The organism is Geodermatophilus sp. SYSU D00696, assembly GCF_054050235.1.
In genome coordinates this window covers 93,400-117,392 of record NZ_JBJGYY010000001.1, presented here as the reverse complement: position 1 = coordinate 117,392, position 23,993 = coordinate 93,400, and the positions used below count along the sequence as shown (strand labels likewise).

The 23,993-nt window shown below is 76.2% G+C and carries 26 protein-coding genes; 13 read left to right on the top strand and 13 right to left on the bottom strand.

Annotation, left to right across the window (positions count from 1 at the left end):
* Nucleotides 1-46 precede the first annotated feature (46 nt).
* Nucleotides 47-646, top strand: a complete 600-nt coding sequence (locus ACI79O_RS00525; RefSeq protein WP_456885840.1) for a YceI family protein — start codon at nt 47-49, stop codon at nt 644-646.
* Between the two features lie 7 nt (nt 647-653).
* On the opposite strand, the gene ACI79O_RS00520 is transcribed toward ACI79O_RS00525, so the two are convergent.
* Together ACI79O_RS00520 and ACI79O_RS00515 are read right to left on the bottom strand one after the other, a co-directional pair.
* Entirely contained in the window at nt 654-1,196 is a 543-nt protein-coding gene (locus ACI79O_RS00520) for a dihydrofolate reductase family protein (protein ID WP_456885838.1), read from the bottom strand.
* Nucleotides 1,193-2,125: a helix-turn-helix domain-containing protein gene (locus ACI79O_RS00515; protein WP_456885836.1), complete on the bottom strand. Its 933-nt coding sequence runs from the start codon at nt 2,123-2,125 to the stop codon at nt 1,193-1,195. Before ACI79O_RS00515 ends, ACI79O_RS00520 begins: the two co-directional genes overlap by 4 nt.
* Before the next feature lie 114 nt (nt 2,126-2,239).
* Here ACI79O_RS00515 and ACI79O_RS00510 point away from each other — a divergent pair, with 114 nt between their 5' ends.
* Complete coding sequence (locus ACI79O_RS00510; RefSeq protein ID WP_456913087.1) at nt 2,240-3,763, top strand: MFS transporter; 1,524 nt, start codon at nt 2,240-2,242, stop codon at nt 3,761-3,763.
* Nucleotides 3,764-3,794: 31 nt separating this feature from the next.
* On the opposite strand, the gene ACI79O_RS00505 is transcribed toward ACI79O_RS00510, so the two are convergent.
* From ACI79O_RS00505 to ACI79O_RS00490, 4 genes are all read right to left on the bottom strand, one after another.
* The gene (locus ACI79O_RS00505) at nt 3,795-5,246 is read right to left on the bottom strand and encodes a dihydrolipoyl dehydrogenase family protein (RefSeq protein WP_456913086.1); all 1,452 of its coding nucleotides are present in this window, start codon (nt 5,244-5,246) and stop codon (nt 3,795-3,797) included.
* Between the two features lie 96 nt (nt 5,247-5,342).
* Nucleotides 5,343-5,990 (bottom strand): endonuclease V, encoded by a 648-nt coding sequence (locus ACI79O_RS00500; protein WP_456913085.1) that lies wholly within the window; start codon nt 5,988-5,990, stop codon nt 5,343-5,345.
* A 22-nt stretch (nt 5,991-6,012) separates the two neighbouring features.
* Nucleotides 6,013-6,720, bottom strand: coding sequence for a GAF and ANTAR domain-containing protein (locus ACI79O_RS00495; protein ID WP_456885828.1), 708 nt, complete (start codon nt 6,718-6,720; stop codon nt 6,013-6,015).
* A 159-nt stretch (nt 6,721-6,879) separates the two neighbouring features.
* A complete protein-coding gene (locus ACI79O_RS00490; protein ID WP_456885827.1) occupies nt 6,880-7,764 on the bottom strand; it encodes a helix-turn-helix domain-containing protein in 885 nt (294 codons plus the stop codon).
* 73 nt (nt 7,765-7,837) lie between these two features.
* Between ACI79O_RS00490 and ACI79O_RS00485 the strand changes: the two genes are divergently transcribed.
* Genes ACI79O_RS00485 through ACI79O_RS00470 form a run of 4 tightly spaced genes read left to right on the top strand, consistent with a single transcriptional unit; the run spans nt 7,838 to nt 10,318 of the window.
* On the top strand, nt 7,838-8,725 hold the full coding sequence (locus ACI79O_RS00485) for an alpha/beta fold hydrolase (RefSeq protein ID WP_456885825.1): 888 nt from the start codon (nt 7,838-7,840) through the stop codon (nt 8,723-8,725).
* A 29-nt stretch (nt 8,726-8,754) separates the two neighbouring features.
* Nucleotides 8,755-9,387: a class I SAM-dependent methyltransferase gene (locus tag ACI79O_RS00480; RefSeq protein WP_456885823.1), complete on the top strand. Its 633-nt coding sequence runs from the start codon at nt 8,755-8,757 to the stop codon at nt 9,385-9,387.
* A complete protein-coding gene (locus ACI79O_RS00475) occupies nt 9,384-9,941 on the top strand; it encodes a hypothetical protein (RefSeq protein ID WP_456885821.1) in 558 nt (185 codons plus the stop codon). Before ACI79O_RS00480 ends, ACI79O_RS00475 begins: the two co-directional genes overlap by 4 nt.
* Nucleotides 9,938-10,318 (top strand): DUF4267 domain-containing protein, encoded by a 381-nt coding sequence (locus ACI79O_RS00470; protein WP_456885819.1) that lies wholly within the window; start codon nt 9,938-9,940, stop codon nt 10,316-10,318. Before ACI79O_RS00475 ends, ACI79O_RS00470 begins: the two co-directional genes overlap by 4 nt.
* Before the next feature lie 43 nt (nt 10,319-10,361).
* Here ACI79O_RS00470 and ACI79O_RS00465 read toward each other — a convergent pair whose 3' ends face one another.
* Both ACI79O_RS00465 and ACI79O_RS00460 read right to left on the bottom strand, forming a co-directional pair.
* Nucleotides 10,362-10,889: an NUDIX hydrolase gene (locus ACI79O_RS00465; RefSeq protein WP_456886246.1), complete on the bottom strand. Its 528-nt coding sequence runs from the start codon at nt 10,887-10,889 to the stop codon at nt 10,362-10,364.
* A gap of 68 nt (nt 10,890-10,957) precedes the next feature.
* Nucleotides 10,958-11,737 (bottom strand): sporulation protein, encoded by a 780-nt coding sequence (locus tag ACI79O_RS00460; protein ID WP_456885817.1) that lies wholly within the window; start codon nt 11,735-11,737, stop codon nt 10,958-10,960.
* A 155-nt stretch (nt 11,738-11,892) separates the two neighbouring features.
* On the opposite strand from ACI79O_RS00460, the gene icmF reads away from it, so the two are divergent.
* From icmF to ACI79O_RS00445, 3 genes are all read left to right on the top strand, one after another.
* Nucleotides 11,893-15,129 carry a fused isobutyryl-CoA mutase/GTPase IcmF gene (gene icmF, locus ACI79O_RS00455; protein WP_456913084.1) on the top strand — a complete coding sequence of 1,079 codons (3,237 nt, stop codon included), beginning with the start codon at nt 11,893-11,895 and terminating at the stop codon, nt 15,127-15,129.
* Nucleotides 15,129-15,884 (top strand): helical backbone metal receptor, encoded by a 756-nt coding sequence (locus tag ACI79O_RS00450; protein ID WP_456885813.1) that lies wholly within the window; start codon nt 15,129-15,131, stop codon nt 15,882-15,884. Before icmF ends, ACI79O_RS00450 begins: the two co-directional genes overlap by 1 nt.
* Before the next feature lie 87 nt (nt 15,885-15,971).
* Complete coding sequence (locus ACI79O_RS00445) at nt 15,972-17,093, top strand: NDMA-dependent alcohol dehydrogenase (RefSeq protein WP_456913083.1); 1,122 nt, start codon at nt 15,972-15,974, stop codon at nt 17,091-17,093.
* A 140-nt stretch (nt 17,094-17,233) separates the two neighbouring features.
* Here the strand turns inward: ACI79O_RS00445 and ACI79O_RS00440 are convergent, their stop codons facing one another.
* Together ACI79O_RS00440 and ACI79O_RS00435 are read right to left on the bottom strand one after the other, a co-directional pair.
* Nucleotides 17,234-17,899 carry an enoyl-CoA hydratase-related protein gene (locus tag ACI79O_RS00440; protein WP_456913082.1) on the bottom strand — a complete coding sequence of 222 codons (666 nt, stop codon included), beginning with the start codon at nt 17,897-17,899 and terminating at the stop codon, nt 17,234-17,236.
* Between the two features lie 21 nt (nt 17,900-17,920).
* The gene (locus tag ACI79O_RS00435) at nt 17,921-18,523 is read right to left on the bottom strand and encodes a TetR/AcrR family transcriptional regulator (RefSeq protein ID WP_456913081.1); all 603 of its coding nucleotides are present in this window, start codon (nt 18,521-18,523) and stop codon (nt 17,921-17,923) included.
* Between the two features lie 104 nt (nt 18,524-18,627).
* Between ACI79O_RS00435 and ACI79O_RS00430 the strand changes: the two genes are divergently transcribed.
* The 3 genes from ACI79O_RS00430 (at nt 18,628) to ACI79O_RS00420 (ending at nt 21,264) form a co-directional block, all read left to right on the top strand.
* Entirely contained in the window at nt 18,628-18,954 is a 327-nt protein-coding gene (locus ACI79O_RS00430; protein WP_456913080.1) for a hypothetical protein, read from the top strand.
* Nucleotides 18,955-19,108: 154 nt separating this feature from the next.
* The gene (locus ACI79O_RS00425) at nt 19,109-20,482 is read left to right on the top strand and encodes a vanadium-dependent haloperoxidase (protein ID WP_456913079.1); all 1,374 of its coding nucleotides are present in this window, start codon (nt 19,109-19,111) and stop codon (nt 20,480-20,482) included.
* 86 nt (nt 20,483-20,568) lie between these two features.
* Nucleotides 20,569-21,264 (top strand): hypothetical protein, encoded by a 696-nt coding sequence (locus ACI79O_RS00420; RefSeq protein WP_456885802.1) that lies wholly within the window; start codon nt 20,569-20,571, stop codon nt 21,262-21,264.
* Between the two features lie 70 nt (nt 21,265-21,334).
* Here ACI79O_RS00420 and ACI79O_RS00415 read toward each other — a convergent pair whose 3' ends face one another.
* From ACI79O_RS00415 to ACI79O_RS00405, 3 genes are all read right to left on the bottom strand, one after another.
* Complete coding sequence (locus ACI79O_RS00415; protein ID WP_456913078.1) at nt 21,335-22,234, bottom strand: SDR family NAD(P)-dependent oxidoreductase; 900 nt, start codon at nt 22,232-22,234, stop codon at nt 21,335-21,337.
* Between the two features lie 185 nt (nt 22,235-22,419).
* Nucleotides 22,420-22,989: a hypothetical protein gene (locus ACI79O_RS00410; protein ID WP_456885799.1), complete on the bottom strand. Its 570-nt coding sequence runs from the start codon at nt 22,987-22,989 to the stop codon at nt 22,420-22,422.
* Nucleotides 22,990-23,130: 141 nt separating this feature from the next.
* Nucleotides 23,131-23,490 (bottom strand): VOC family protein, encoded by a 360-nt coding sequence (locus tag ACI79O_RS00405; RefSeq protein ID WP_456885797.1) that lies wholly within the window; start codon nt 23,488-23,490, stop codon nt 23,131-23,133.
* A gap of 56 nt (nt 23,491-23,546) precedes the next feature.
* On the opposite strand from ACI79O_RS00405, the gene ACI79O_RS00400 reads away from it, so the two are divergent.
* Nucleotides 23,547-23,987 (top strand): flavodoxin family protein, encoded by a 441-nt coding sequence (locus ACI79O_RS00400; protein WP_456876435.1) that lies wholly within the window; start codon nt 23,547-23,549, stop codon nt 23,985-23,987.
* Nucleotides 23,988-23,993 lie beyond the last annotated feature (6 nt).

Below are 23,993 nucleotides of genomic sequence, written 5' to 3'. Positions count from 1 at the left end.
GCGCATCGGAGAGGATGGGCCCGCTGACTGGGGGAAGGACGGACACGTGGCCAAGCACCGGGCACCCGAGGGTGACCCCATCGACTTCGACGCGGCGACGGCTGCGCTGGCCGACGTCTCGGGCGACTACACGATCGACGTCGCGCACACCCGGATCGGCATCCGGGCGCGGCACGCCATGGTGACCACGGTCCGCGGCGCGTTCACCGACTTCGAGGGGGAGGCGCACCTCGACGTCGCCAAGCCCGGGGCGAGCACGGTGGGCATCCGCATCCGGACGGCGAGCATCGACACCGGCCAGGCCGACCGCGACGCCCACCTGCGCTCCCCGGACTTCCTCGACGTCGAGCGGTACCCGGAGATCGTGTTCACCTCCACCGACGTCGAGCAGGTCGACGAGCAGGCCTACGAGGTGTCCGGCGACCTCACCATCCGCGACGTCACCCGGCCGGTGACCGTGGAGTTCGCGCTCACCGGCTCGGCGCAGGACCCCTTCGGCAACACCCGGGTCGGCTTCGAGGGCGCGCTGGCCATCAAGCGCAGCGACTGGGGCCTGACCTGGAACACGCCGCTGGACACCGGGGGCGTGCTGGTCAGCGACCGGATCCAGATCGAGTTCGACGTCTCGGTGATCCGCGCCGCCTGACGAGGACCTAGCGGACGACGTCGTAGCGGACGCACACGAACTCGCCGTTCTGCGCGACCTCCCGGGTCACCAGCTCCACCCGGGCCGGCAGCAGCGGCGCCCCGCCGCCCAGGGTGACCGGCGCGATCGCGACGACGACCTCGTCGAGCAGCCCCACCTCGGCCAGCTGCGCGGCCACCGGCCCGCCACCGACCACCCAGAGGTCGAGGTCCCCGGCCGCCGCGACCATCTCCGCGTGCAGCGCGCGCAGCTCCTCCGGCGTGCCCGGGGCGGCGAACCGGATGTCGGCGCCGGGGAAGGGCTCGAGCTCACTGTGGGTCAGCACCCACGCCGGCTGGGTGTAGGACCAGGGGTCCGGGCCGCCGTTGTCCCGGATCCACCGGTAGCTGGTGGCGCCCATGACCAGGGCGCCGAGCGACTTCTCGAACGTGGAGAAGCCCATCGGCCCCTCCTGGTCGACCTGGCGGGAGAGCAGCCAGGACAGCGAGTTGTCGGCGTCGGCGATGAAGCCGTCCAGCGACGTGGCGGTGTAGTAGACGGTGCGGGTCATCGGTTCCTCCGGGAGAGCCACTCGATGGGGTCGCCGGCGTCGACCTCGACGCCGGCCGCGCGCAGCCAGTGCCGGGCCAGCAGCCGGCGGTGCGCGGAGAAGGTGAGGACGTGCGCGACGACGCTGCCGAGGACGAAGCTCTCCGGCGGCTCGCACAGCGCGTCGACGAGCCGGTCGTTCCAGGCGCCGCGCCGCGAGATGTCGCGCACCGCGGCCAGCCACCGGGGGGCGACGGCGTCGTGCCGGTCCAGCAGCGCCGCGGCGTCGTCGGGACCGCGCGCGGGGGTGTCCCCGCCCTCGATCGACGCCACCCACACCTCGAGGGCCCACACGACGTGGTCGAGGACGGCGGCCAGCGTCTCCTCGGGCCCGTCCCAGGACAGCACCGACAGACCGGCCGAGCGCACCCGCCGGTACTCCTCCTCGGGCAGGCCCTTGGCCAGCTCCAGCAGCACCCGGGTGTCCTCGACGCCGTGGTGCACCAGCAGCGCGGTCACCTCGTCGCCGCCGCGGCGCACCGGCTCGTCGGACACCCACAGCGACGACGGCGGGTGGAAGTGCAGCCCGTTGGGCGCCGGCAGCCAGTGCTCGTCGCGGGTCCGCGGCGGCGTCCCGTCGGTGGCCAGGCTGCCCGGCGTGCGGCCGTAGGCGCGGGCGAAGGCCCGGCTGAACCCCTCCACCGACTCGTAGCCCGCCGCGAGGGCCACCTCGGTCACGCTGGCGCCCTGCCGCAGCTGCCAGGCCGCGCGCTCGAGGACCACCCGGCGGCGCAGCGCCACCGGTGACTCGCCGACGCCGACCGACACCTGCCGGCTGAAGTGGAACGGGGAGGCGTAGGCGTCGCCGGCCATGTCGGAGAGGGTGCGGTTGTCCTCGTCGAGGACGGCGTCGAGCAGCTCACGCAGCCGGTCGCGTGCGGGTGGCGTCACCTGCCCAGTCTGGCGAGCCGGCCGTCCGCGGCGCCCGACCGTTCTTGCGCTGTCCCAGCCGTCGGCAGGGGCCGGCGGGTGTCGGTCGCGCACCACCGGGTAGGGCACCCCGTCGTGCCACCCCGCTCCCCGGCCGAGGCCGCCTCCCGTCCCGCGGCCGGTGCGGACGAGGGGTACCGGCCCGACCCGAGGCGCTGGCAGGCGCTGTCGGTCACCCTCGTCGTCGGCTTCATGAGCCTGCTCGACGTCAGCATCGTCTCGGTGGCGCTGCCCTCGCTGCAGGCCGACCTGGGCGCCACCCCGGCCACGGTGCAGTGGGTGGTGTCGGGCTACGCGCTCACCTTCGGGCTGGCGCTGGTCCCCGCCGGCCGGCTCGGGGACGCCCTCGGCCGGCGGCGGCTGTTCCTCGCGGGCCTGGCCGGCTTCGTGCTGGCCAGCGCGGCCGCGGGTGCGGCGCCGTCGGTCGGCTGGCTGGTCGCCGCGCGCCTGGTGCAGGGGCTCGCTGCCGGCTGCCTCGCGCCGCAGAACTCCGCCTTCATCCAGCAGCTGTTCCGCGGCGCCGAGCGCGGGCGGGCCTTCGGCCTGTTCGGTGCCACGGTCGGCGTCTCCACCGCCGTCGGGCCCGTCGTCGGCGGGGCGATCCTGGGCCTGGCGTCGGGGCCGGACGGCTGGCGGTGGCTCTTCTACGTCAACGTGCCGATCGGCGTCGTCGCGTTCCTGCTGGCTATGCGGCTGCTGCCGCGCGGGACGTCCGGCGGGCGCGGCCGGATCGACGTCGTCGGCGTGCTGCTGCTCGGCGCCGGTGCGCTGGCGGTGCTCTTCCCGCTGGTGCAGGCCGAGGCCGGCGGGCTGTCGCGGCTGTGGTGGCTGTTCCTCGCCGGCGCGGCGCTGCTGGCGGCGTTCGCGGCCTGGGAGCGGCGGGTGGTGGCCCGCGGCGGCCAGCCGGTGTTCGACCCCCGCCTGGTGACGCAGACCCGGGGCTACGGCATCGGGGCGGCGCTGGGGACGGTCTACTTCGTCGGGTTCAGCGGCATCTGGCTGGTGCTGGCGCTGTTCTTCCAGACCGGCCTGGGCTACACGCCGCTGCAGTCGGGCCTGGCGGTGACCCCGTTCGCGCTCGGGTCGGCGACGTCGGCGGTGGTCGCCGGGCGGCTGGTCGAGCGGTACGGGCGGGTCCTCACCGTGGTCGGGCTCATCGGGGTGATCACCGGACTGGCCGCGGCCGCGGTGGTGCTGCTGGTGGCCCCGCCGTCGGCGGCCGGGTGGGCGATCGCCCCGGCGCTGCTGCTGGGCGGCCTCGGCGGCGGCCTGGTCATCTCGCCCAACATCACGATGACGCTGCGCGACGTGCCGGTGGCCATGGCCGGCTCGGCCGGGGGCGGCCTGCAGACCGCGCAGCGCTTCGGCGCCGCCGTCGGCACCGCGGCCCTGCCGGGCCTGTTCTACCTGGTCCTCGGCGCGACCGGCGACCACCCGACGGCCGCGGCGGCGGGGCTGGCCGTGTCGGTGCTCGGCGCCGTCGCGGCGCTCGTGCTGGGCGTGGTCGACCTCCGGCGGAGCCGCACCGAGGACCGCGGGAACGCCGGCAGCGCGGACGTCGACGGTGCGGACGACCGCGACCACGCCTGGCACGGCTGACCCGGGGGGACCGGGCGGCGCGACCCGACGGCTACCGGGCGCGGTCGAGCAGCCGGCGCAGTCGGACCACGGTGCCGGTGGCCAGCCGCGCCGGGCGGGCGGCCAGCCGGGCCCAGACGTCGTCGAGCGCGGCGTTCCACGGCCCGTCGGCGTGCGTCGGGTAGGGGTGGATCGTGGCCGCGAGGTCGGTGGTGCGCAGCCCGGTGCGGACGGCGAGGGTGAGCTCGGCCAGCGCCTCGCCGGCCCGCGGCCCCACGACGGTGGCGCCCTCGATCCGCGACCGCGGTCCGAGCGCCAGGCGGGTGAACCCGGCGGTGTCCCCCTCGGCGACGGCGCGGTCCACCCGGTCGGCGCGGCGGGTCACCGTGCGCGGGGCCCGGGCGCCGTCGCGGGCCCACGTCGGCGCCCCGACCGCGGCCACCTCGGGATCGGTGAAGGTCACCCGGGGGACGGCGCGGGTGTCGATCGCGCGGCGCAGGCCGAGGACGGCGTGGACGGCGGCGGTGGCACCGTGCACGCCGGCGGTGTGCGTCCACCGGGAGACCGCGGTCAGGTCGCCGGCGGCCCAGATCCGCGGGTTGGTCGTGCGCAGGGTCGCGTCGACCCGGACGAACCCGTCGTCGTCGAGCGCGACGCCGGCCGCCGCGGGGTCGAGCGCCGCGGTGTCGGGGCGGCGGCCCACGGCGACCAGCAGCCGGTCGACGGGGAGGCCGCGCTCCCCGCCGGGGCCCCGCACGTGCAGCTCGCCGGCCCTGCCCGGGGTGCCGGCGACGGCGGTCACCCGGGTGCCGGTCAGCAGGCGCACGCCGTCGGCCTCGAGGGCCGCGGCCACCAGCGCCGAGGCGTCGGGGTCCTCGTCCGGCAGCACCCGGGGCTGCTCCTCGACCAGCGTGACCTCGGCGCCGAGCCGGGCGAAGGCCTGGCCCAGCTCGCAGCCGATGCCCCCGCCGCCCAGGACGGCCAGCCGGCGGGGGAGCACCTCGAGGTCCCACACCGTCTCGCTGGTCAGCGGGACCGCCTCGCGCAGCCCGGGCACCGGCGGCAGCGCCGGCACCGCGCCGGTGGCCAGCAGCGCCGCCCGGAAGGACGTCGACCTCCCGTCGACGTCGAGGGTCCGGGCGCCGGTCAGCCGGGCGGTGCCGGGCAGCACGGTCACCCCGTCGGCCTCCAGCGACTCCCGGGAGTCCTCGGGCTCGATCGCCGCGACCGCCCCGTGCACGTGCCGCATCACGGCGGCGAGGTCGACCGCGACCTCGCCGACCCGCACGCCGAGGTCACCGGCGGTGCGGGCCCCGGCCGCCCGGGCGGCGGCCGCGAGCAGGGCCTTGCTCGGCACGCAGCCGGTCCACAGGCAGTCACCGCCGGGCCGGTCCCGCTCGACCAGCGCGACGCGGGCCCCGAGCGCCGCCGCCGTCCGGGCGCCGACCAGCCCGGCGGTGCCGCCGCCGACCACCAGCAGGTCCCAGGCCCGGTCGAACGGCACGGCACTCCTCCCGTCGGCGCGCCGGCGCGGGGTGCACCGGCGCGGGTCCGGGGCGAACGTCCCACGGAGCGGCCGGCCGCGCGACGCGGCCCCCGGTCAGCGCCCCTGTCGCGCCCGGCGGCGCGCCTCGCGCAGCGGCTCGGGGGTGCGGACGCCGGCGGTCGTCGCGAGGACGAGAGCGGCCGCGGTGGCCGGGTCGGTGCGCCACCCGGCCGAGGCCACCAGCGGCCGAACGCCGGGCACCGTCCGCACCGCCCGGGCCACCTCCTCGCCGCCGGCGAGCAGCGCCGCGGTGTCCCCGCGGGCGGGCCCCGGCGCCGGGCCGCCGGCGACCAGCGGCCGGTCGGTGACCCCGGCGCTGGGCAGGTCCAGCACCGCCCCGAGCTGCAGCGCGAGCCCGGCCCGGCGCGGGTGGTCCCGTCCGGCGGCGGGCACCAGCAGGACGTCGGGACGAGGCCCGAGCGCGGTCACGGCGGCGGCCAGCAGCGGGCCCTCCCGCAGCGCGAGCAGCGCCGGTTCGTACGGACCCGGCGCCGGGCCGGTCACCGTCGTCCCGGCGAGGACCCGCGGCCCGCGGGCGAGGACGGCGGCGGCCACCAGCCCGGCGCCGCCACCGACGGCCGCGACCGCGGCGACCAGCGGTTCCCCGGCCGGTCGCCACGGCGGCGGGCGGAGCGCGGCCAGCCGCTCCTGCAGGACCTCGAGCGCGGCGGCGTCGCCCGGCCAGCCGGGTCCGGTGGTCATGGCGTCCCAGGTTCCGCCCGGCTCAGCGCGGCGGGAACTCCCCGGTGTCCACCAGGCGGGCCGCGACGTCGCGGAGCTTGGTGTTGGTCTTGTTGGAGACGCGGGCCAGCGCGTCGAAGGCCTGGGCCGGGGTGAACCGGAAGCGCTCCACGAGGATGCCCTTGGCCTGGTCGATGACGGCCCGCGACGCCAGCGCCGTCTGCAGGTGGTGCACCTGCTGCACGGTGCGGGCGTGCAGGTGGGTGTTGGCCACGGGGACCGCGGCGTGCCGGGCGAACCGCTCGGCGCGCTCGCGGAGGCCGTCGTCGGCGGCGAGGCTCGACTGGAGGTAGAGGTTGAGGCCCGCCGGTACGGGCCGGGGAGCCGGGAAGGGCATCGACACCACGCTCCGCAGCCCGGCCGCGGCGGCGGCCGCGGTCAGCCCGGGCCAGCGCCGGTCGCCCTCGGTGTCGGCGACGACCCGCGGCTCCCCGGTGGTCGCGGCCTCCAGACAGGGGCCCTCGCCCGCGCGGTACTGCTCCTCGTCCAGGGAGGCCGCCACCTGGGAGCTGGTCCCGACCGTGGTGCCACCCTCGGGGCCGACGACCGTGACCGAGAACGCCGGCTGCCCGCCGAGCACCTCGGCGGCGAGGCCGGCGGCCTGGTCGAGCAGCACCGGCAGCGGCCGGTCGAGGGGCACCAGGCCGAGGTCGAGGAGCGCGGCCGCGAAGCGGTCGTCGGGGCGGGTCACGAGTGGAACTCCGGAGGCCGGGGTGGCCGGCGGTCGCGTGCCGGCTGCAGGAACGGGGCCCCGGTTGTTCCAGGGACCCGTGTCGGTGAGGGGAGACCCCTCCGGCACGCCGGCTGTGTGACGCGCGTCAGCAGGATACCGGGGCCGGAACGAACCGGGTCAGCAACCCGGACCCGGCGCCCGGGACGGCGCAGCGCCGTCGCCGGGGGAGTCGCGGTAGCGGGCGGCGAACACGCCCGGCGTCATGCCGGTGACCCGGGCGAAGTCGCGGGTCAGGTGCGGCTGGTCGGCGTAGCCGAGCTCGGCGGCGACCTCGGCGAGGGTCACCGTCCGCTCCCGCAGCCGGCCGGCCGCCTCCTGCAGCCGGCGCCGCTGCACCAGCCACCGGGGGGTGAGCCCCAGCCGGCGGTGCACCAGCCGCTGCAGCGCCCGCTCCGACAGCCCGGTCTCGGCGCACAGCCGGTCCACCCGGGTGGTGTCCGGGCGCGACTCCACCAGCCCCACCACCCGGTCGACCAGCCGCCCCTCCTCGTCCAGCGGCAGGAACCGGGACAGCACCTCGCCGTAGGCGGCGGTCACGGCGGCGTGCGCGGCGGGGGAGGAGGGGTCGGCGGCCATCTCCTGCCGCACCCGGGCCGCCAGGCGGTCGCCGTCGTCACCGAGCACCTCGGCGAGGTCGACGTGCCGGTCGGTGTAGGGGGCCACCGGCCCGCCGGCCACCAGCGCCCCCGCGCCCGGGGTGAGCATCACGCCGGCCGCCCAGCCCTCCCCGGTGAGCGTCGTCGTCGACAGGCCGGTGACCACGCCGTGGAACCGGGCGGAGTCCGCGGAGACGACCAGCAGGCAGGCCGGGTGCTGCAGCACCCGCTGCACCGACGCGCGCCCGGGCGGCACCGACCACACCGGGATCCAGAACCGCTGCACCAGCGCGGCCACCGGCCCCTCGGCCGCGTAGCGGTGCACGACGGCGGTGGCGTCGCGCGGGTCGCGCAGGTGGGCGGGTTCGTCGACGTCGAGCCGGCGGAGGGCGCTGTCGGGGTCCATCGAGGGCCAGGCTGCCGCACGCCCGCCCCGGCCGGGGTGCCTGACCCGCCGGGCAGCCGGGTAGCCCGGGGACGTGCACACCCCCAGCGACCCCGCCGACGGGCCCCGCGAGGGCCGCCTGCAGCTGCGCGACGGGCGCACCATGGCCTACGCCGAGTGGGGCGACCCCGAGGGCCGGCCGGTGCTCGGCTGCCACGGCTCCCCGAGCTCGCGCCTCGAGCGGCACGTCGACGACCCCGGCGCCTACCGCCGCTGGGGCGTGCGGCTGGTCGTCCCCGACCGGCCCGGCTTCGGCCGCTCCGACCCGCAGCCGGGCCGGCGGGTCACCGACTGGCCCGGCGACGTCGTCCAGCTGGCCGACGCCCTGGGCATCGACCGGTTCGCGACGCTGAGCCTGTCCGGCGGCGCGGCCTACGCGCTGGCCTGTGCGCACGCGCTGCCCGACCGGGTGTCCGCGGTGGGCGTCCTCGGCGGCGCGCCGCCCCCGGACGTGCCCTGGCCCTGGCCGGGCTGGCTGCCGCCGACGGTGCGCGCCGCCGTCCACCGGCCGTCCCCGGCGACGTCGGCGTTGCTGCGGCCGGTGTTCGCGCCGCTGACCGTGCGGCCGGCGTTGCTGCCGCGGTACCTGCAGCTGCGGCTCAACCCGGCCGACCGCCGGGTGATCGGCCGGCCGGCCGTCCGCCGGGTCCTGGCCGCGACGTTCACCGAGGGGCTGCGCCAGGGCGCCGGGTCGCTGGCGGAGGACCGCGCCCTGCTGTTCCGGCCGTGGGGCTTCCCGGTCGGCGAGGTGCGCCAGCAGGTGCACGTCTGGCACGGCACCCAGGACTGGCAGGTCCCCGTCGGGCTGGGCCGGGTGCTGGCGGCGATGCTGCCCCGCTGCTCGGCCCACTGGTACGCCGGGGAGGGGCACTTCCTCGTCTTCGACCACGCGCGGGACGTCTACCGCGCGCTGGTGGGGTGACCGCGAGGCGGACGGGGTAGCCGCGCGGCATGCTCCCCGACCAGCGCGGCAGCCGCGCCGTGCCGCCGACCTACGTGAACGCGAACCGGCTGTGGGTCGACTCCCGCCTCCGGTACGAGATCGGGTACCGGGTGGAGGGCGCGGTCCTGCGCCGGCTCGGCGCGCGCGGCGCCCGCGCGGTGGAGATCGGCACCGGCCGCCGCGGCCTGGGCGCCCGGGTCGCCGTCGAGCGGCTCGGCGCGACCGAGGTGACGGCGTTCGACCTGTACCCGGCCAGCGTCGGCCGCGCCCGGCTGCGCTGCGCCGACCTCGCCGACCGGGTGACCTTCCGGCTGGGCGACGCCACCGCACTGCCGGTCGACGACGCGAGCGTCGACCTCGTCGTCGACTTCCACGCGCTGCACCACATCCCCGACTGGCGGGCCGCCGTGGCCGAGGCCGCTCGGGTGCTGCGCCCCGGCGGGCAGCTGGCGCTCACCGAGATGACCGCCCGCTTCGTCGACGCGCCCGCGCTGCGCGCGGTCTCCCGGCACCCGGCCGACCGGTTCTCCACCGACCAGCTCCTGGCGGAGCTGCGGGCGCGTGGTCTCGAGGTGCCGCCCGCCCGGTTGCGGCGTGCGGCCGGCGACCGCTGGATCCAGGCCGTCGCGACGAAGGCGTGAGCGTCGGCGGCACCGTCCGGGAGGCCCTGGCGCTGCTGCGCCGGCACGCGGGCCCGGTCTACGCGCTGTCCCTGGCGGTCACGCTGGTCAACACCGTGCCCGACGTGCTCCGTCAGTTGCTGGTGTACCGCGACCCGAGCGCCGGGCACGCGCTGCTGGTCGACGTCGTCGGCTTCGGCACCGGGCTGCTCGCCCAGCTGTGGCTGACCGGCGCGCTGACCGGGCTGCCCGCCGACGGCCGGGTGCGCCCGCGCGGGGCGCTGGGCCGGGGGACGGCGACGGCGGTGCGGGCGGTGCGCAGCTCGCCGGCCACGGTGCTCGCGGGCGTCGTCCTCGGCGGCGCGGTCTCGGCGCTGCTCACCGTGCCGGCGTCGGTGGCGGCACTGGGGGCCGACGGTGTGCTCGGCCCGCTCGACGCGCCGTCGGCGGCGGCGTTCACCGTGGCGACGGTCAGCGACGTCGTGGCCAGCTGGGCCACGCTGCCCTTCCTCGCCCTCGTGCTGGTGCTCGTCGCCGGTTCGGCCAGGCGGTTCGCGGGCAAGGGCCCGGCGTGAGCGGTCGGGACTGGGACGTCACCCGCACGACGGTCGGGTCGCTGTCGATCTGGGTCGGGACGGCGGCGCTGTTCGCGCCACGGTGGATCGCCGGCACCCTCGGCGTACGGCCCGACGCCGCCCGCGGGGACGTCGCGCTGCCCCTGCTGGTGCGGCTGGGCGCGGCCCGCAACATCGCGATGGGCGCCGCGCTGCTCGCGACCCCGGCTCCGCAGGCGCGGCGGACCACAGAGGTCGCGTTGCTGCTGACCGCCCTGGACGCCGCGGTGGTGTGGACCTCGCGGGCCACCGGCGACGTGCGCCCGCGCAGCGCCGTCCTGTCGGGGCTCGTGCTGGGGCTGTCCTCCTACGGCGCCGCCCGCTGGCACCGCCGCTGAGGTCCCTCCCGGGCACTTCCGCGGCAGTGCCCGCCCCATCGGCTCACCGCCAGGCGAACGGCGGGGCCTCCAGGTGGGCGACGCGGGTGTGCCGGCCCCGGCAGGCGACCTGGCAGAACTGGTGCACCACCGCGGCGGTGGGGGCGTGCAGCCACCCGCCCAGCAGCGGCAGCCGGATCACCGGCGCGTCGGACTCGGGGATGGCCACCAGCACCGGGTCGACGTCGAGGTCGGCCAGCGGCACCTGGTGCACCGCGGCGACCTCGGCCTCGGCGGGGGACAGCTCGCCCACCTCGCCGGCCCAGACGACCACCGGCGTCATCACGTAACCCGAGCGGGTCACGTAGTCGTCGAGCAGGCCCAGAACGTCACCCGGGCCGCGGTGCAGGCCGACCTCCTCGGCCAGCTCGCGCAGCGCGCCCTCGACGGGGGTCTCGCCGCCGTCGAGCCGGCCGCCGGGCAGCGCCCACTGCCCGGCGTGCGCGCGCAGGCCGGCCGCGCGGCGGGTCAGCAGCAGCGCCGGCCGCTCCGGCGGCCCGGTGACGCAGACGGCGACCGCGGCCTGGCGCAGCTCGGGACGGCCGGCCGCGCGGCGGGGGAACCCCTGCAGCCGCGCGGCCGCCGTCCCGCGGTCGAGCGTCAGAACCAGCCGCGCCGGCCGCCGAGCTGGCGCACCGCGGCGTCGAGCTGCGCGGCCACCGCGGAGACGTCGGTGTCGTGGTGGCCGAAGTGCAGCCGGCCGCCGACGTCGCGGCCCTCGGTGAGCAGCCCGCCGCGGCGGTCGACCTCGAGGACGACCTCGACGCCGTGCGGCGAGGCCAGGAAGGTCACCTCGAGCTCGTTGACCCGGCCGCGCAGCGACGACGGCGGGGCGAACTCGACCTCCTGGTAGAAGGGCAGGTCGCTGCCGGCGAGGCGGCCCTTCTCGACGTCGGCGCCGCGGAAGGTGAAGCCGAGACCGGCGAGGGCCTGGATCACGGTGCGCTGGACCGGCAGCGGCTCGACGGTGACCGCGTCGAGGTCACCGGGGTCGACCCCGCCGGGGACGTCGACCTTGGTGCGCAGGCCGATCTTCACCCCGCGCAGCGTCCAGCCGTCGAGCGTGGTGAACGGGCACTGCCAGGGCACCGGGAAGCTGAACGGGATCGCGGCCCTGGCGCCCGCCTCGATCCGGCCGGCGCCGGCGATCACCGCCGTGCCGAAGGTGACGTTCTCCCGCCACTCGTTGTCGCCGCTCTCCACCTCCACGGTGGCCTGCAGCGACACCCGGAGCTCGTTGATCTCCTGGGCGATCTGGCCGCCGGTGAGGTGCACGGTGCCGGTGACGGTGCCGCCGGGGGTGGTGACCGGGGTGTCGAGGACGGCGTCGACGGTGGCGTTGCCGGCGCCGAGCTTCGCCATCAGGTTGCGGAAGGCCATGGGGGGAGTGCTCCGTTCGGTTCGGGGACGGCGGGCACTCTGACACCACGCCCGGGTGCTGGCGAGGGGTTCCCGCGCGGCGCGTCCCCGGCGACGCGCGGCGGGCTACCGACGAGTAGTTGGACGTCCTACTAAATCGCGCCTACCGTTCGGGCATGGCGTCCGCGGAGCTGCACGTGCCCGTCCACCCCGTCCGGTTCGTCACGGCGGCCAGCCTCTTCGACGGCCACGACGCGGCGATCAACGTCATGCGCCGGCTGCTGCAGAGCCAGGGCGCCGAGGTGGTGCACCTCGGCCACGACCGCGGGGTCGACGAGGTGGTGCGGGCCGCCGTCGAGGAGGACGTGCAGGGCGTCGCCATCTCCAGCTACCAGGGCGGGCACGTCGAGTACTTCACCTACCTCAGGGAGCGGCTGGCCGAGGTCGGCGCGGGGCACGTGCAGGTGTTCGGCGGCGGCGGGGGCGTGATCGTGCCCGAGGAGATCGCGCTGCTCGCCGAGCGCGGCGTGCGGGTGTTCAGCCCCGAGGACGGCGCCCGGCTGGGCCTGCCCGGGATGGTCAACGAGCTGATCCGCGCCTGCGACGTCGACCTCACCGCGCAGCGGCCCGACGTCGACGCGCTGCTCACCGGCGACCCCCGCGCACTGGCCCGCACGATCAGCGTGCTGGAGGCCGGTGCCGACGCCGACCTCGCCGCCCGCGTCCGCGAGGCCGCCGCGGGCAGCACCGTGCCGGTCCTGGGCATCACCGGCACCGGCGGGTCGGGCAAGTCCTCGCTCACCGACGAGCTGCTGCGCCGGCTGCGCCGCGACCAGGAGGACAAGCTGCGGGTCGCGGTCATCGCGATCGACCCCACCCGCCGCCGCGGCGGGGGAGCGCTGCTCGGCGACCGGATCCGGATGAACGCGCTGGAGTCCGGCGAGGGCTCGCACACCTTCTTCCGCTCGATGGCCACCCGCAGCGCCGGCGCGCAGGTCCCCGAGCACCTCGACGACGTCGTCGCCGCGGTCCGGGCCGCCGCGTTCGACCTGGTGGTCGTGGAGACGCCGGGCATCGGGCAGGGCGACGCGGCGATCGTGCCGTTCAGCGACGTCTCGCTCTACGTCATGACGCCGGAGTTCGGCGCCGCGTCCCAGCTCGAGAAGATCGACATGCTCGACCTCGCCGACGTCGTGGCGATCAACAAGTACGAGCGGCGCGGTGCCGAGGACGCCCGCCGCGACGTCGCCCGGCAGATGGTGCGCAACCGCGAGGCGTTCGGCACCCCGTGGGAGCAGATGCCGGTGTTCGGCACCAGCGCCGCCCGGTTCGACGACGACGGCGTCACCGCCCTCTACCAGCACCTGCTCGGGCTGCTCGTGGAGAAGGGGCTGCCCGCGGGCGCCGGCGTGCTGCCGCGGGTCGACGTGCGGGCCTCGACCGGGCTGTCCAGCGTCGTCCCGTCGTCGCGGGCGCGGTACCTGGCCGAGGTCGCCGACGCCGTCCGCGCGCACCACCGGGTCACCGAGGAGCAGGCCGCGCTCGTGCGGCGCCGGCAGCACCTGACCACCGCCGCGGAGGTGCTGGAGGGGGACGCCGCCGAGGCCGCGCGCGAGGCGGCGGCCGCCGCCGACCGGGACCTGCTGCCCGAGGTGCGCACGCTGCTGGAGGAGTGGCCGGCGCGGGTCGAGCAGTACTCCGGCGACGAGTACGTCTACACGGTGCGCGGCAAGGAGATCCGCACGCCGCTGACCCGCGAGACGCTGAGCGGGACGAAGGTGCCGCGGGTGGCGCTGCCGCGCACCACCGACCACGGTGACCTGCTGCGCTTCCTGCGGCGGGAGAACCTGCCCGGTGCCTTCCCGTACACGGCCGGCGTCTTCCCGTTCAAGCGGTCGGGGGAGGCCCCGGCGCGGATGTTCGCCGGCGAGGGCGACGCGTTCCGCACCAACCGGCGGTTCCGGGTGCTGTCGGCCGGCAACGAGGCCACCCGGCTGTCCACGGCGTTCGACTCGGTCACCCTCTACGGCCGCGACCCCGACCCGCGGCCCGACGTCTACGGCAAGGTCGGCACGTCGGGGGTCTCGATCGCCACGCTCGACGACATGCGGGTGCTCTACGGCGGGTTCGACCTGTGCGCCCCGACGACGTCGGTGTCGATGACGATCAACGGCCCGGCGCCGGCGGTGCTGGCGATGTTCCTCAACACCGCGATCGAGCAGCGGCTGGACGCCTTCCGCGAGGAGGAGGGCCGCGAGCCCGACGCCGCCGAGGCCGAGGAGATCCGCGCCTGGGTGCTGTCGACCGTCCGCGGCACGGTGCAGGCCGACATCCTCAAGGAGGACCAGGGCCAGAACACCTGCATCTTCTCGACCGAGTTCGCGCTGCGCTGCATGGCCGACATCCAGGAGTGGTTCATCGCCCACCAGGTGCGCAACTTCTACTCGGTGTCGATCTCGGGCTACCACATCGCCGAGGCCGGGGCGAACCCCATCAGCCAGCTGGCGTTCACGCTGGCCAACGGGTTCACCTACGTCGAGGCCTACCTGGCCCGCGGGATGTCGATCGACGACTTCGCGCCGAACCTGAGCTTCTTCTTCTCCAACGGCATGGACGCCGAGTACACGGTGATCGGCCGGGTGGCGCGGCGGATCTGGGCCGTGGCCATGCGCGACCGCTACGGCGCCAACGCCCGCTCGCAGCAGCTGAAGTACCACGTGCAGACGTCGGGCCGGTCGCTGCACGCGCAGGAGATGGACTTCAACGACATCCGCACCACCCTGCAGGCGCTGTGCGCGATCTACGACAACGCCAACAGCCTGCACACCAACGCCTACGACGAGGCCGTGACGACGCCGTCGGAGCACTCGGCGCGCCGGGCGCTGGCGATCCAGATGATCATCGACAGGGAGTGGGGCCTCGCCGGCAACGAGAACCCGCTGCAGGGCTCGGCGGTCGTCGAGGAGCTCACCGACCTGGTCGAGGAGGCGGTGCTGGCCGAGTTCGACCGGATCGCCGAGCGCGGCGGCGTGCTGGGCGCGATGGAGACCGGCTACCAGCGCGGCCGCATCCAGGACGAGTCGATGCTCTACGAGCACCGCAAGCACGACGGGTCGCTGCCGATCGTCGGGGTCAACACCTTCCTCGACCCCAACCGCGACGAGGCCCCGCCGAAGCCGCTGGAGCTGGCCCGGGCCACCGAGGAGGAGAAGCGGTCGCAGCTGCGCCGGCTGGCCGACTTCCAGGCCCGGCACGCCGACGAGGCACCCGCCGCGCTGGCCGCGCTGCAGGAGGCGGCCACCTCGGGCGGCAACGTGTTCGCCGCGCTGATGGACGCCGTCCGGGTGTGCTCGCTCGGCCAGATCAGCGATGCCTTCTTCGAGGTGGGCGGGCAGTACCGGCGCAACGTCTAGTGCTCAGCGACGACCTGGGGGAGCCGGTCCCGCTGACCGGGACCGCCCGGCGGGTGGTGTCGCTGGTGCCCTCGCTGACCGAGGCGCTCGCGGTGACCGTGCCCGACCGGCTGGTCGGCGCCACCGACTGGTGCACCCACCCGGCCGGGCTGGACGTCGCCCGCGTCCGGGGTACCAAGAACCCGGACCGGGCGGCGATCGCCGCGTTGGCACCCGACCTGGTCGTCTGCAACCGGGAGGAGAACCGGCGGCTCGACGTCGACCGGCTGCGGGCGGCCGGGATCCCGGTGTGGGTGACGGTGATCGAGTCGGTGGACGAGGCGCTGGCGTCGATGCGCCGGCTGTTCGCCGAGGCGCTCGGGGTCCCCGAGCCCGCCTGGCTGGTGGAGGCGGCCCGGAAGTGGTCCCGTCCAGTGCCCGAGCCGCCGCTGCGGTGCGCCGTCCCGGTCTGGCGGGACCCGTGGATGGTCGTCGGCCCGCGCACCTTCACCGGGGACGTGCTGGCGCGGCTCGGGCTGGTCAACGTCTTCGGCGCTGGGGAGGACCGCTACCCGCACGTGGACGTCGCCGACGTCCTGGCCGCCCGACCCGACGTCGTCCTGCTGCCCGACGAGCCCTACCTGTTCACCGTCGACGACGGCCCCGAGGCGTTCCCCGGCGTGCGGTCGGTGCTGGTGTCCGGGCGGGCGCTGACCTGGTACGGTCCCTCGCTGGCCACCGCCCGCGCCGAGATGCTCGCTGCTGTGCGCGGCTGACCACTCCCCTGTCCGGGTGTCCGTCGATACTCTCCGGTTCCTCAGTGTGGCCCTCCCGATCCCCCGGATGCCCAGCAAGGAGCAGCCGTGAAGACACGCAGTGCCCTACTCCACACGCAGCCCGGCCGGTACGAGGTCGGTGAGGTCGACCTCGACGAACCCCGCGAGGGCGAGCTGCTGATCAGGATGGCCGCCGTCGGGCTGTGCCACACCGACGACCACGACGTCCCGCCCGGGAGCGCCCCGCCCATGCGGCTGCCCCTCGCCGGCGGTCACGAGGGCGCCGGCGTCGTCGTCGGCGTCGGCCCCAACACCCGCGGCTGGGCCGAGGGTGACCACGTGGTGCTCACCTTCATCGCGGTCTGCGGGCAGTGCCGGATGTGCTCCACCGGCCACCAGAACCTCTGCGACCTCGGCGGGCGGCTGTTCTCCGGCGCGCGGATCGAGGACCCCGGCAGCTTCCGGATGTCCTACCAGGGCAGGCCGGTGGCCCAGGCATACGGCCTCGCCGCGCTGAGCGAGCACACCGTCGTCGACGCCCGGTCGGTGGTGAAGATCGACCCCGACCTGCCCCTGGACAAGGCCGCGCTCGTCGCCTGCGGCGTCCCCACCGGGTGGGGGTCGGTCACCAACATGTCCGACGCCCGCAACGGCGACGTGGTCATCGTCATGGGTGTCGGCGGGGTCGGGATCAACAGCGTGCAGGCCGCCCGGGCCATCGGTGCCCGCGCGGTGATCGCCGTCGACCCGGTCGAGTTCAAGCTCGAGACCGCCAAGCAGCTGGGCGCGACCCACACGGCCGCGACCATGGCCGAGGCCACCGAGCTCGCCCGGTCCCTGACCAACGGCCAGGGGGCCGACGCCACGGTCGTGGCGGTCGGCGTGACCACCGGCGACCACATCGCCGAGGCCGCGATGTCCATCCGGAAGGCCGGCACGGTCGTCCTCACCGGCACCGGGAGCATGCGCAACTCGGGCATCCCGATCAGCCCCACGATGTTCACGGTGTTCCAGAAGCGGATGCAGGGCGCCCTCTTCGGCGGGTGCAACCCGCGGTGGGACATCCCCAACCTGCTGTCCCAGTACGTGGCGGGCACCCTCAAGCTCGACGAGCTCGTCACGCGGACCTACACGCTGGACCAGGTCGCCGAGGGCTACGACGACATGAAGGCCGGCAAGAACATCCGCGGGGTCGTCGTCTTCGACTGAGCCCCGGTGCCGCGCCGCCATCGCGGCGTCCGGGGACAGCTGCCGGTCCCGGACGCCGTGGTGGCGGGTCCGCGGCGAGCTCGGTCCCTGTCGACCCGCCCGATCGGTGGGGGCCCTCGACCGCACCGCCGGACGGGCGGTCAGCCCGCCGGCGGCTGCCGCAGCGCCGCGAGGACCGGCGCGTACAGGCGGGACTTGATCGTGCCGAGGACGGGACCGGCCTTCCCGGCGTGCGCGGCGGCGAGCTCCACGGCGGAGGAGCGGACGGCGTCCTCGGCGACGGCGCCGTCGACGATCGCCGCGGCGAGGGCGTCGGTGCCGCCGTAGCGGCGGCCGGTGGTCATCGCCACGTGCGCCGTCTGCGGGGTCAGCCGGGCCTGGACCAGCGCCGACATGCCGGGGCTGAACGGGAGGTCGATGTCGATCTCCGGCAGGCACCAGAAGCCGCGGTCGGCCCGCATGACCCGCTGGTCGTGCGCCAGGGACAGCATCGCCCCGGCGGCGAAGGCGTGGCCCTGGATCGCCGCGACGCCGAACACGGGCAGGACCAGCACCCGGGCGAACAGCCGCTGCACCCTGGCCACGTAGGCGTCGCGCTGGTCGGCGTGCTCGGCCAGCCAGGCGAGGTCGAGGCCGTTGGAGAAGAACTTGCCCGTGGCGGCGGTGACCAGCGCGCGGGGCCTCTCGGCGCCCTCGACCTCGTCGAGGACCGCGTCGAGCTCGTCGAGCCAGCCGGGCGAGAAGCGGTTCTCGTCGTCGCCGAGGTCGAGCACGAAGACGTCGTCGTGGCGGTCGAGCGTGGGCACCGGGGGCTCCTCGGGTCGGGGTCAGGCGGGCGGGCCGCAGTCGACGACGGCGGCGACGGCGGCGGCGAGCTGTGCGCGGGTGTGCGGGCGCACCCGGCCGGCGCGGATCTCGGGGAGCAGCAGGGCGGTCGGCAGCCGCACGACGCAGGTGGTGACGACGCCGACCGCGGCGCCGTCGTCGCGGTCCCACACGCCGCGGGCCAGCAGGCGCAGGGTGTCGAGCAGCGCGGCGTCGAGCGAGCGCAGGGCGTCGGCGACCTCCGGCGCGACCGCGTCGGTGAGCAGGTCGTCGCGCTGCAGGCGGAACAGCAGCTGTGCCGCCCGCAGGTCCAGCCCGGCGAGGCGGGCCGGGGCGTCGGCGGCGGCCTGCACCGCCCGCCGGCCGTCGCCGCCGGCCTCGGCCACCGCCGTCCGCTGCAGCTCGAGGAACTGCTGCGCGCGGCGCAGCCAGGCCGCGGCGACGACCGTCTCGAGCGAGCCGAAGGCGTGGTAGATGCTGCCGTTCGACGCTCCCGACCGGGCGGCCAGACCGCGGACGGTGAGCTGCGCGCGGCCCTCCGCCACGAGCAGCTCCTCGGCGGCGTCGAGCACCGCCTCGGGCGCGTGGACGCGGGGCCGGGGCACCCCGGCAGCATAGTAGAGCGCCCGCTCCACAAGCGCTCGCAGGGTCCACGGGCGGCGCGACGGCAACGCCGCCGCGGGCGGCACGGGCGCACTACCGTTCGCGGATGGACGTCGTCGTCCGGGGACTCAGGCAGGCACTGGTGGTGCTGCTGGCCACCACCGGGATGGCGCTGGCGGTCGCGGGGCTGTGGTCGGCGCTCCAGGGGAGCGGGTTCCTGCGGACGTTGGCCGTCACGCTGATGGTCGCCGCCGGCGCCCTCGGCCTGTCCAGCGGTGCGGTGTTCACCCGGGCCCACGGTTACGAGCACGGCCACGGGCCCATCCTCGACGACCACGGCTCCGAGGGCGGGGTGCTGACCGGGGTGGGGGTCTTCCTCTTCGTGTCGCTGCCGCTGTTCGCCGCCGGCGCGCTGCTGTTCGGCGTCGCCTGAGACGCCGACCGTCATGACCATCCGTGGTCATGAGGTCACGGATTGATAACATCGGGACACCGCCGTTCCCCAACGCATGTGCTCTCCGTCACGATCCGATCACGGAGGAGCATCCCGGAGGAGCCGGGAGAGCTCGCCTCCGCGGAGGAGCGCCATGCCCGGTCAGGTGTCCCGACGACAGGTGCTCCTCGGGGCGCTCGGCACCGGAGCGGCCGCGGTCGCGCTCCCGCGGACCGCCGCCGCGGCGCCCGCCGGGGTCCCCGGTCCTGGTGGCGCGACGGTCGCCGGGCACGCGGCCGACGAGGCGCTGAGCTGGCTGCAGACCACCTACGACCTGGTGCTCGCCGAGAACCTCAGCCCGCCGGCCGCTGCCCGCACCTACGCGCACACGGCGATCGCCATGTACGAGGCCGGGGTCCGGGGGATGCCCGCCCACCGGTCCCTGGGTGGTCAGCTGCGGGACCTGCCGGTCCCCGCACCCCGCCCCCTGGCCGCGCCGGTCGACTGGCCGGCCGCCGTGGTGACGTCGGCCGCGGCCGTGCTCCGTCAGGTGCTGCCCTTCGCCGGCGCCGGAACCCGGGAGCGGCTGAACGCGGCCGAGGCGGACGCACTGGCCCGGCGGCGCGCCGCCGGGGTGTCCGAGCGGGCGCTCGACGCGTCCACGGCGCACGGGCGGGCGGTCGCGGGGGACCTGGCGCCGTGGATCGCGGCCGACGGCCACGCCGGGATCCTCGGCCGGCTCTACACGCCGCCCGCCACCGAGCCCTGGCACTGGGTCTCGACGCCGCCCAACTTCCGTCCGGCGGTCGAGCCGTACTGGTCCGAGGTCCGCCCGATGGTCCTCACCAGCGCCGACGAGGTCGAGCCCGAGCCGCCCCTGCCCTTCTCGACCGAGCCGGGATCGGTGTTCCACGCCCAGGCGACGACGGTGCACCGTCAGTCGGCCGCGAACACCGACGAGCACCGGGCCATCGCCCGGTTCTGGACCGACAACCCCGGCTCGTTCACCCCGCCCCACGGCACGCCGACCGGTCTGCCCTCCGGCCACTGGATGCTCATCGCCACGCAGGCCCTCGCGCTGCGCGGCGCGCGGCTCGACGTCGCCCTGGACACGTTCGCGATGACCGGCATCGCGCTGCACGAGGCGTTCCTCAACTGCTGGACGTGGAAGTACCGGTACCAGCTGCTCCGGCCGGTCACCTACGTGAACCGGTACATCGACCCGGGCTGGAGCACGTACGTCAACAGCCCGCAGTTCCCGGAGCACACGTCGGGGCACAGCGTCGCGTCCCCGGCGGCGGCCGCCGTGCTCACCGACCGGCTGGGCACCTTCCCGTTCACGGACCGGTCGCACGACGCCCGTGGGCACGCCCCGCGCACCTTCGCGTCCTTCGGCGACGCCGCCCGCGAGGCCGCGGACTCCCGGCTCTACGGCGGCATCCACCTCCCGCACGCCATCGAGGCGGGCCTCGTCCAGGGCGAGCAGGTCGGCGCCCTGGTCCTGCGGCGGATCCGCACCCGCCGCTGACTCCCCCTCGTCCCGATCCGGGGCGCCCGCCGGGCGTCCCGCCCTCCCCGCACGGCCCGGCCGTGCGCTACCGAGAGAAGGTCTGCGTGTCCGCCTCCACCCTGCGCCGTCTGGGGACGGTCGCCGTCTCCGCAGCGGCCCTCGCCGTCGTCGTCACTCCGTCGCCCGCGCTGGCCGGTGACCTGTTCTTCTCCAAGACCTCGGGCACCACGGCCTGGGTCACGTGGCTCGAGGTGGGGGAGCTCCCGCCGGCCGCCGGCGCCCCGGGCAACGCCCACTTCGGCGACCTGTTCGTCGACGACCTGGGCAACGGCCGGGCGTCGGTGTTCGGCTCCGTGTCCGACGTCGAGTGCGACGACGGTGTGACCCCCTACCTGCCCGGTGGCGGGCACGGCGAGCCGGCGCCCGAGGACGGCCCCTGCCGGCTCCTCGGCGTCCGCTTCGTCGAGGGCGGCCAGGTGACCTTCACCATGGACCGGAAGTACACGACGGCGACCCTCACCGGGACGCTCGCGGTGGGCAGCGGGCACGGGGAGACCCCGACCTCGGCACCGCCGGTGTCGATCACGTGGACCGGCGTGGGGGACACCTACAGCGAGCGTCGGAGCGGCACGATCGTCGACGAGTTCGGGACCTGGACGTACCGGTACGACTTCACCGGCCGGGAGGCCGTCGTGGCCCCCGGCAGCCGGATCGGGCCGATGGTCTTCGACGACGAGGCCGGCGAGTACTCCGAGTCGCAGCTCGGCAGGTACCGCTCGTCGGACCGCCAGCGCTCCTGAGCCGGCCGGCCTGCCGGGCCGTTCGCGGGCGGCCCGGCAGGACGGCACGGTCCTCCTGACGCCGTCGGCGTCAGCCGGCTGTCGGGGCACTCCCCGCCGGCTCGGTCGTGGACGTGGGCACCGCCCCGCAGATGGCCGCCCGGAGGTCCGCGTCACGGGTGACCAGCAGCTGCCCGAGCCGCATGAACGACGACGGGGAGAGGCGCATCAGGCGCCACGCGACCCGGGCGTACCGGGGCGCGACGATGATCGCCCGGTCGCGGTCGACCCCGCGCAGGACGTGGACGGCCAGGGCGTCCGCGTCGTACAGGCGGCCTCCGTTCAGCTTGGTGATCACCGTCCGGGGGTCGACCGACTCGACGGTGGGCACCCGCGGGAGGTCGCGCGGCATGCCCTTGTCGAGGAGCGGGGTGTCCACCCCACCGGGGCAGACCACGCTCACCCGCACCCCGCGGCAGGCGGCCTCGCCGCGGAGGGCCAGCGAGAGCCCGACCACCGCCCACTTCGTCGTGGCGTAGGGCGCGAAGCCCGGGTTGGGCAGCAGCCCGGAGACGGACGCGACGTTGACGATGTGCCCGTGTCCCTGCCGCACCATCAGCGGATAGGCGGCCTGTACGCCGTGCACCACACCGCGCAGGTTGACGTCGATGGCCCGCTCCCAGTGGGCCAGGGACAGCTCCTCGACGGGACCGGCGATGGCCACGCCGGCGTTGTTGACCAGCAGGTCCAGCCCGCCGTGCCGCGCCGCGGTGTCGGTCACCAGGGCGTCGACCGCCGCCGCGTCCCGCACGTCCACGGCGGCCGCCGAGGCCGCTCCCGGCCCGCTCGCGGTGAGCTGTTCCGCCACCCTCGCCGCGGCCGCGCCGTCGGTCCCCGTGAGGACCACCTCGTCACCCCGGCGCACCAGGGCCGCGCTCAGGGCCCGCCCGATCCCCGAGCTCCCGCCGGTCACGATCGCCACTCGGGGCACGGCCCACCTCCGGCTGCCCGGATCCGACGTCCGCAGTGCCGACGAGCCTGGCGCGTCGCTCGGCGCCGGACCACGTCCGGGGTCACCGGTGCGGCTCCCCGGCCACCGGGAGGGCCGCGCGACGGCGTGGGCCGCCGGGACGTGCTCCGGACGTGACGACCGGTGACGACGGCTCGACGCGCCGCTCAGCGGCCCGGCCGCACCCCCGCCAGGAACCGCTCGAGGACCGCCGTCCACCGCTCGCGCGCCGCGTCGTTCGCCTCGAGGGTCGGCAGCCCGACCTGGGTCGCCACGAGCGAGGCCGTCCCGTCCTTCTTCGGTTCGCTGGTGACCACGACCGACGAACCGTCCGCGGCCCTCGTCCGCCACGTGGTGCGCCGGTCGGTGCCGCTGACCCTCACGTCCGCGCCGGCGACGACCTCCTGCACGGCCGCGTCCCCGTCGGCGAAGGCGCGCCACCGCTCCATGAGCTCGGCCATGCCCAGCGGCGTCGACCGGCTGACGCTGGTCTGGAACGTGCCGTCGGACCGCTGCCCCGGGATCCGGCGGCCGATGTGCTGCTCGTAGGCGACGGTCACCGACTGGGTCCACCAGCCGCGCTGCTCGACGGTGTCCCCGAGCTCCTCGTAGACCCGCAGCGCGATCTGCCGGTGGTCGAGCTGCGGCGCGCCGATCGCGTCCATGAAGCGGAGCCACTCGTCCCAGGTCCGCTTCGTGGCCCGCTCGACCGGGCCGATCCGGGGGTTGGTCGCCATGACCTGCGATCCTGCCCTGCGGTCAGTCCACCGGGGCGCCGCCGAGGCCGCCCGGCGGGCGCCGGACGTCGACCTGGTGCGGTCTCCGGAGGGCTGAGACCGCCGCAGGTCGACACGGGGGCGACCTCGCGGCGCCGGCCCTCACTCCGGCTGCAGGAACTCCAGCCGGTTGCCGAAGGGGTCGTGCGCGTACACCCGGCGGAAGCCCGGGAAGTCGGCGTCCCAGGTGACGTCCTGCCCGGCCGACGCCAGCCGCCGGACCACCTCGTCGAGGTCGGCGACCAGGATCCCCGGGTGGGCCTTGCGGGCCGGGCCGAAGTCGTCCTCGACGCCGAGGTGCAGCTCGAGCCCGCCGGAGCGGAACCACGCCCCGCCGCGGGCGGCGAGCACCGGCGGCTTGTCCACCTCGGTCATCCCGAGCACGCCGGCGAAGAAGGCGCGGGCGGCCGCCTCCTCGCCGCGCGGCATGGCCAGCTGCACGTGGTGGAGTCCCTCGAACACGCCCCGACCCTGCCGCACGCCCGGGCGGGGCGCGCACCGGGGGCACGATGGCGGGCATGCCGCGGTTGCTCGTCGTCCACCACACCCCCTCGCCGAACCTGCAGGCGGTGCTGGAGGCGGTGCGCGAGGGCGCGGCGCTGGTCGAGGAGGTCGAGCTCGAGGTGCGCCCGGCGCTCTCGGCCGGGCCGGCCGACCTGCTCGCCGCCGACGGCGTGCTGCTGGGCACCCCGGCCAACATCGGCTACATGAGCGGGGCGCTCAAGCACTTCTTCGACACCGTCTACTACCCGTGCCTCGACGCCACGGTCGGCCTGCCCTACGGGGTCTACGTGCACGGCGGAGACGACACCGCCGGCGCGCTCAAGGCCATCGGCACGGTCACCGGGGCGCTGCGGTGGAAGCAGGTGGCCGCGCCGCTGTCGCTGACCGGACCGCCCACCGCGGACGACCTCGAGGCCGCGCGGGAACTCGCCGCCACCGTCGCGGTGAGCCTGTAGCCGCCC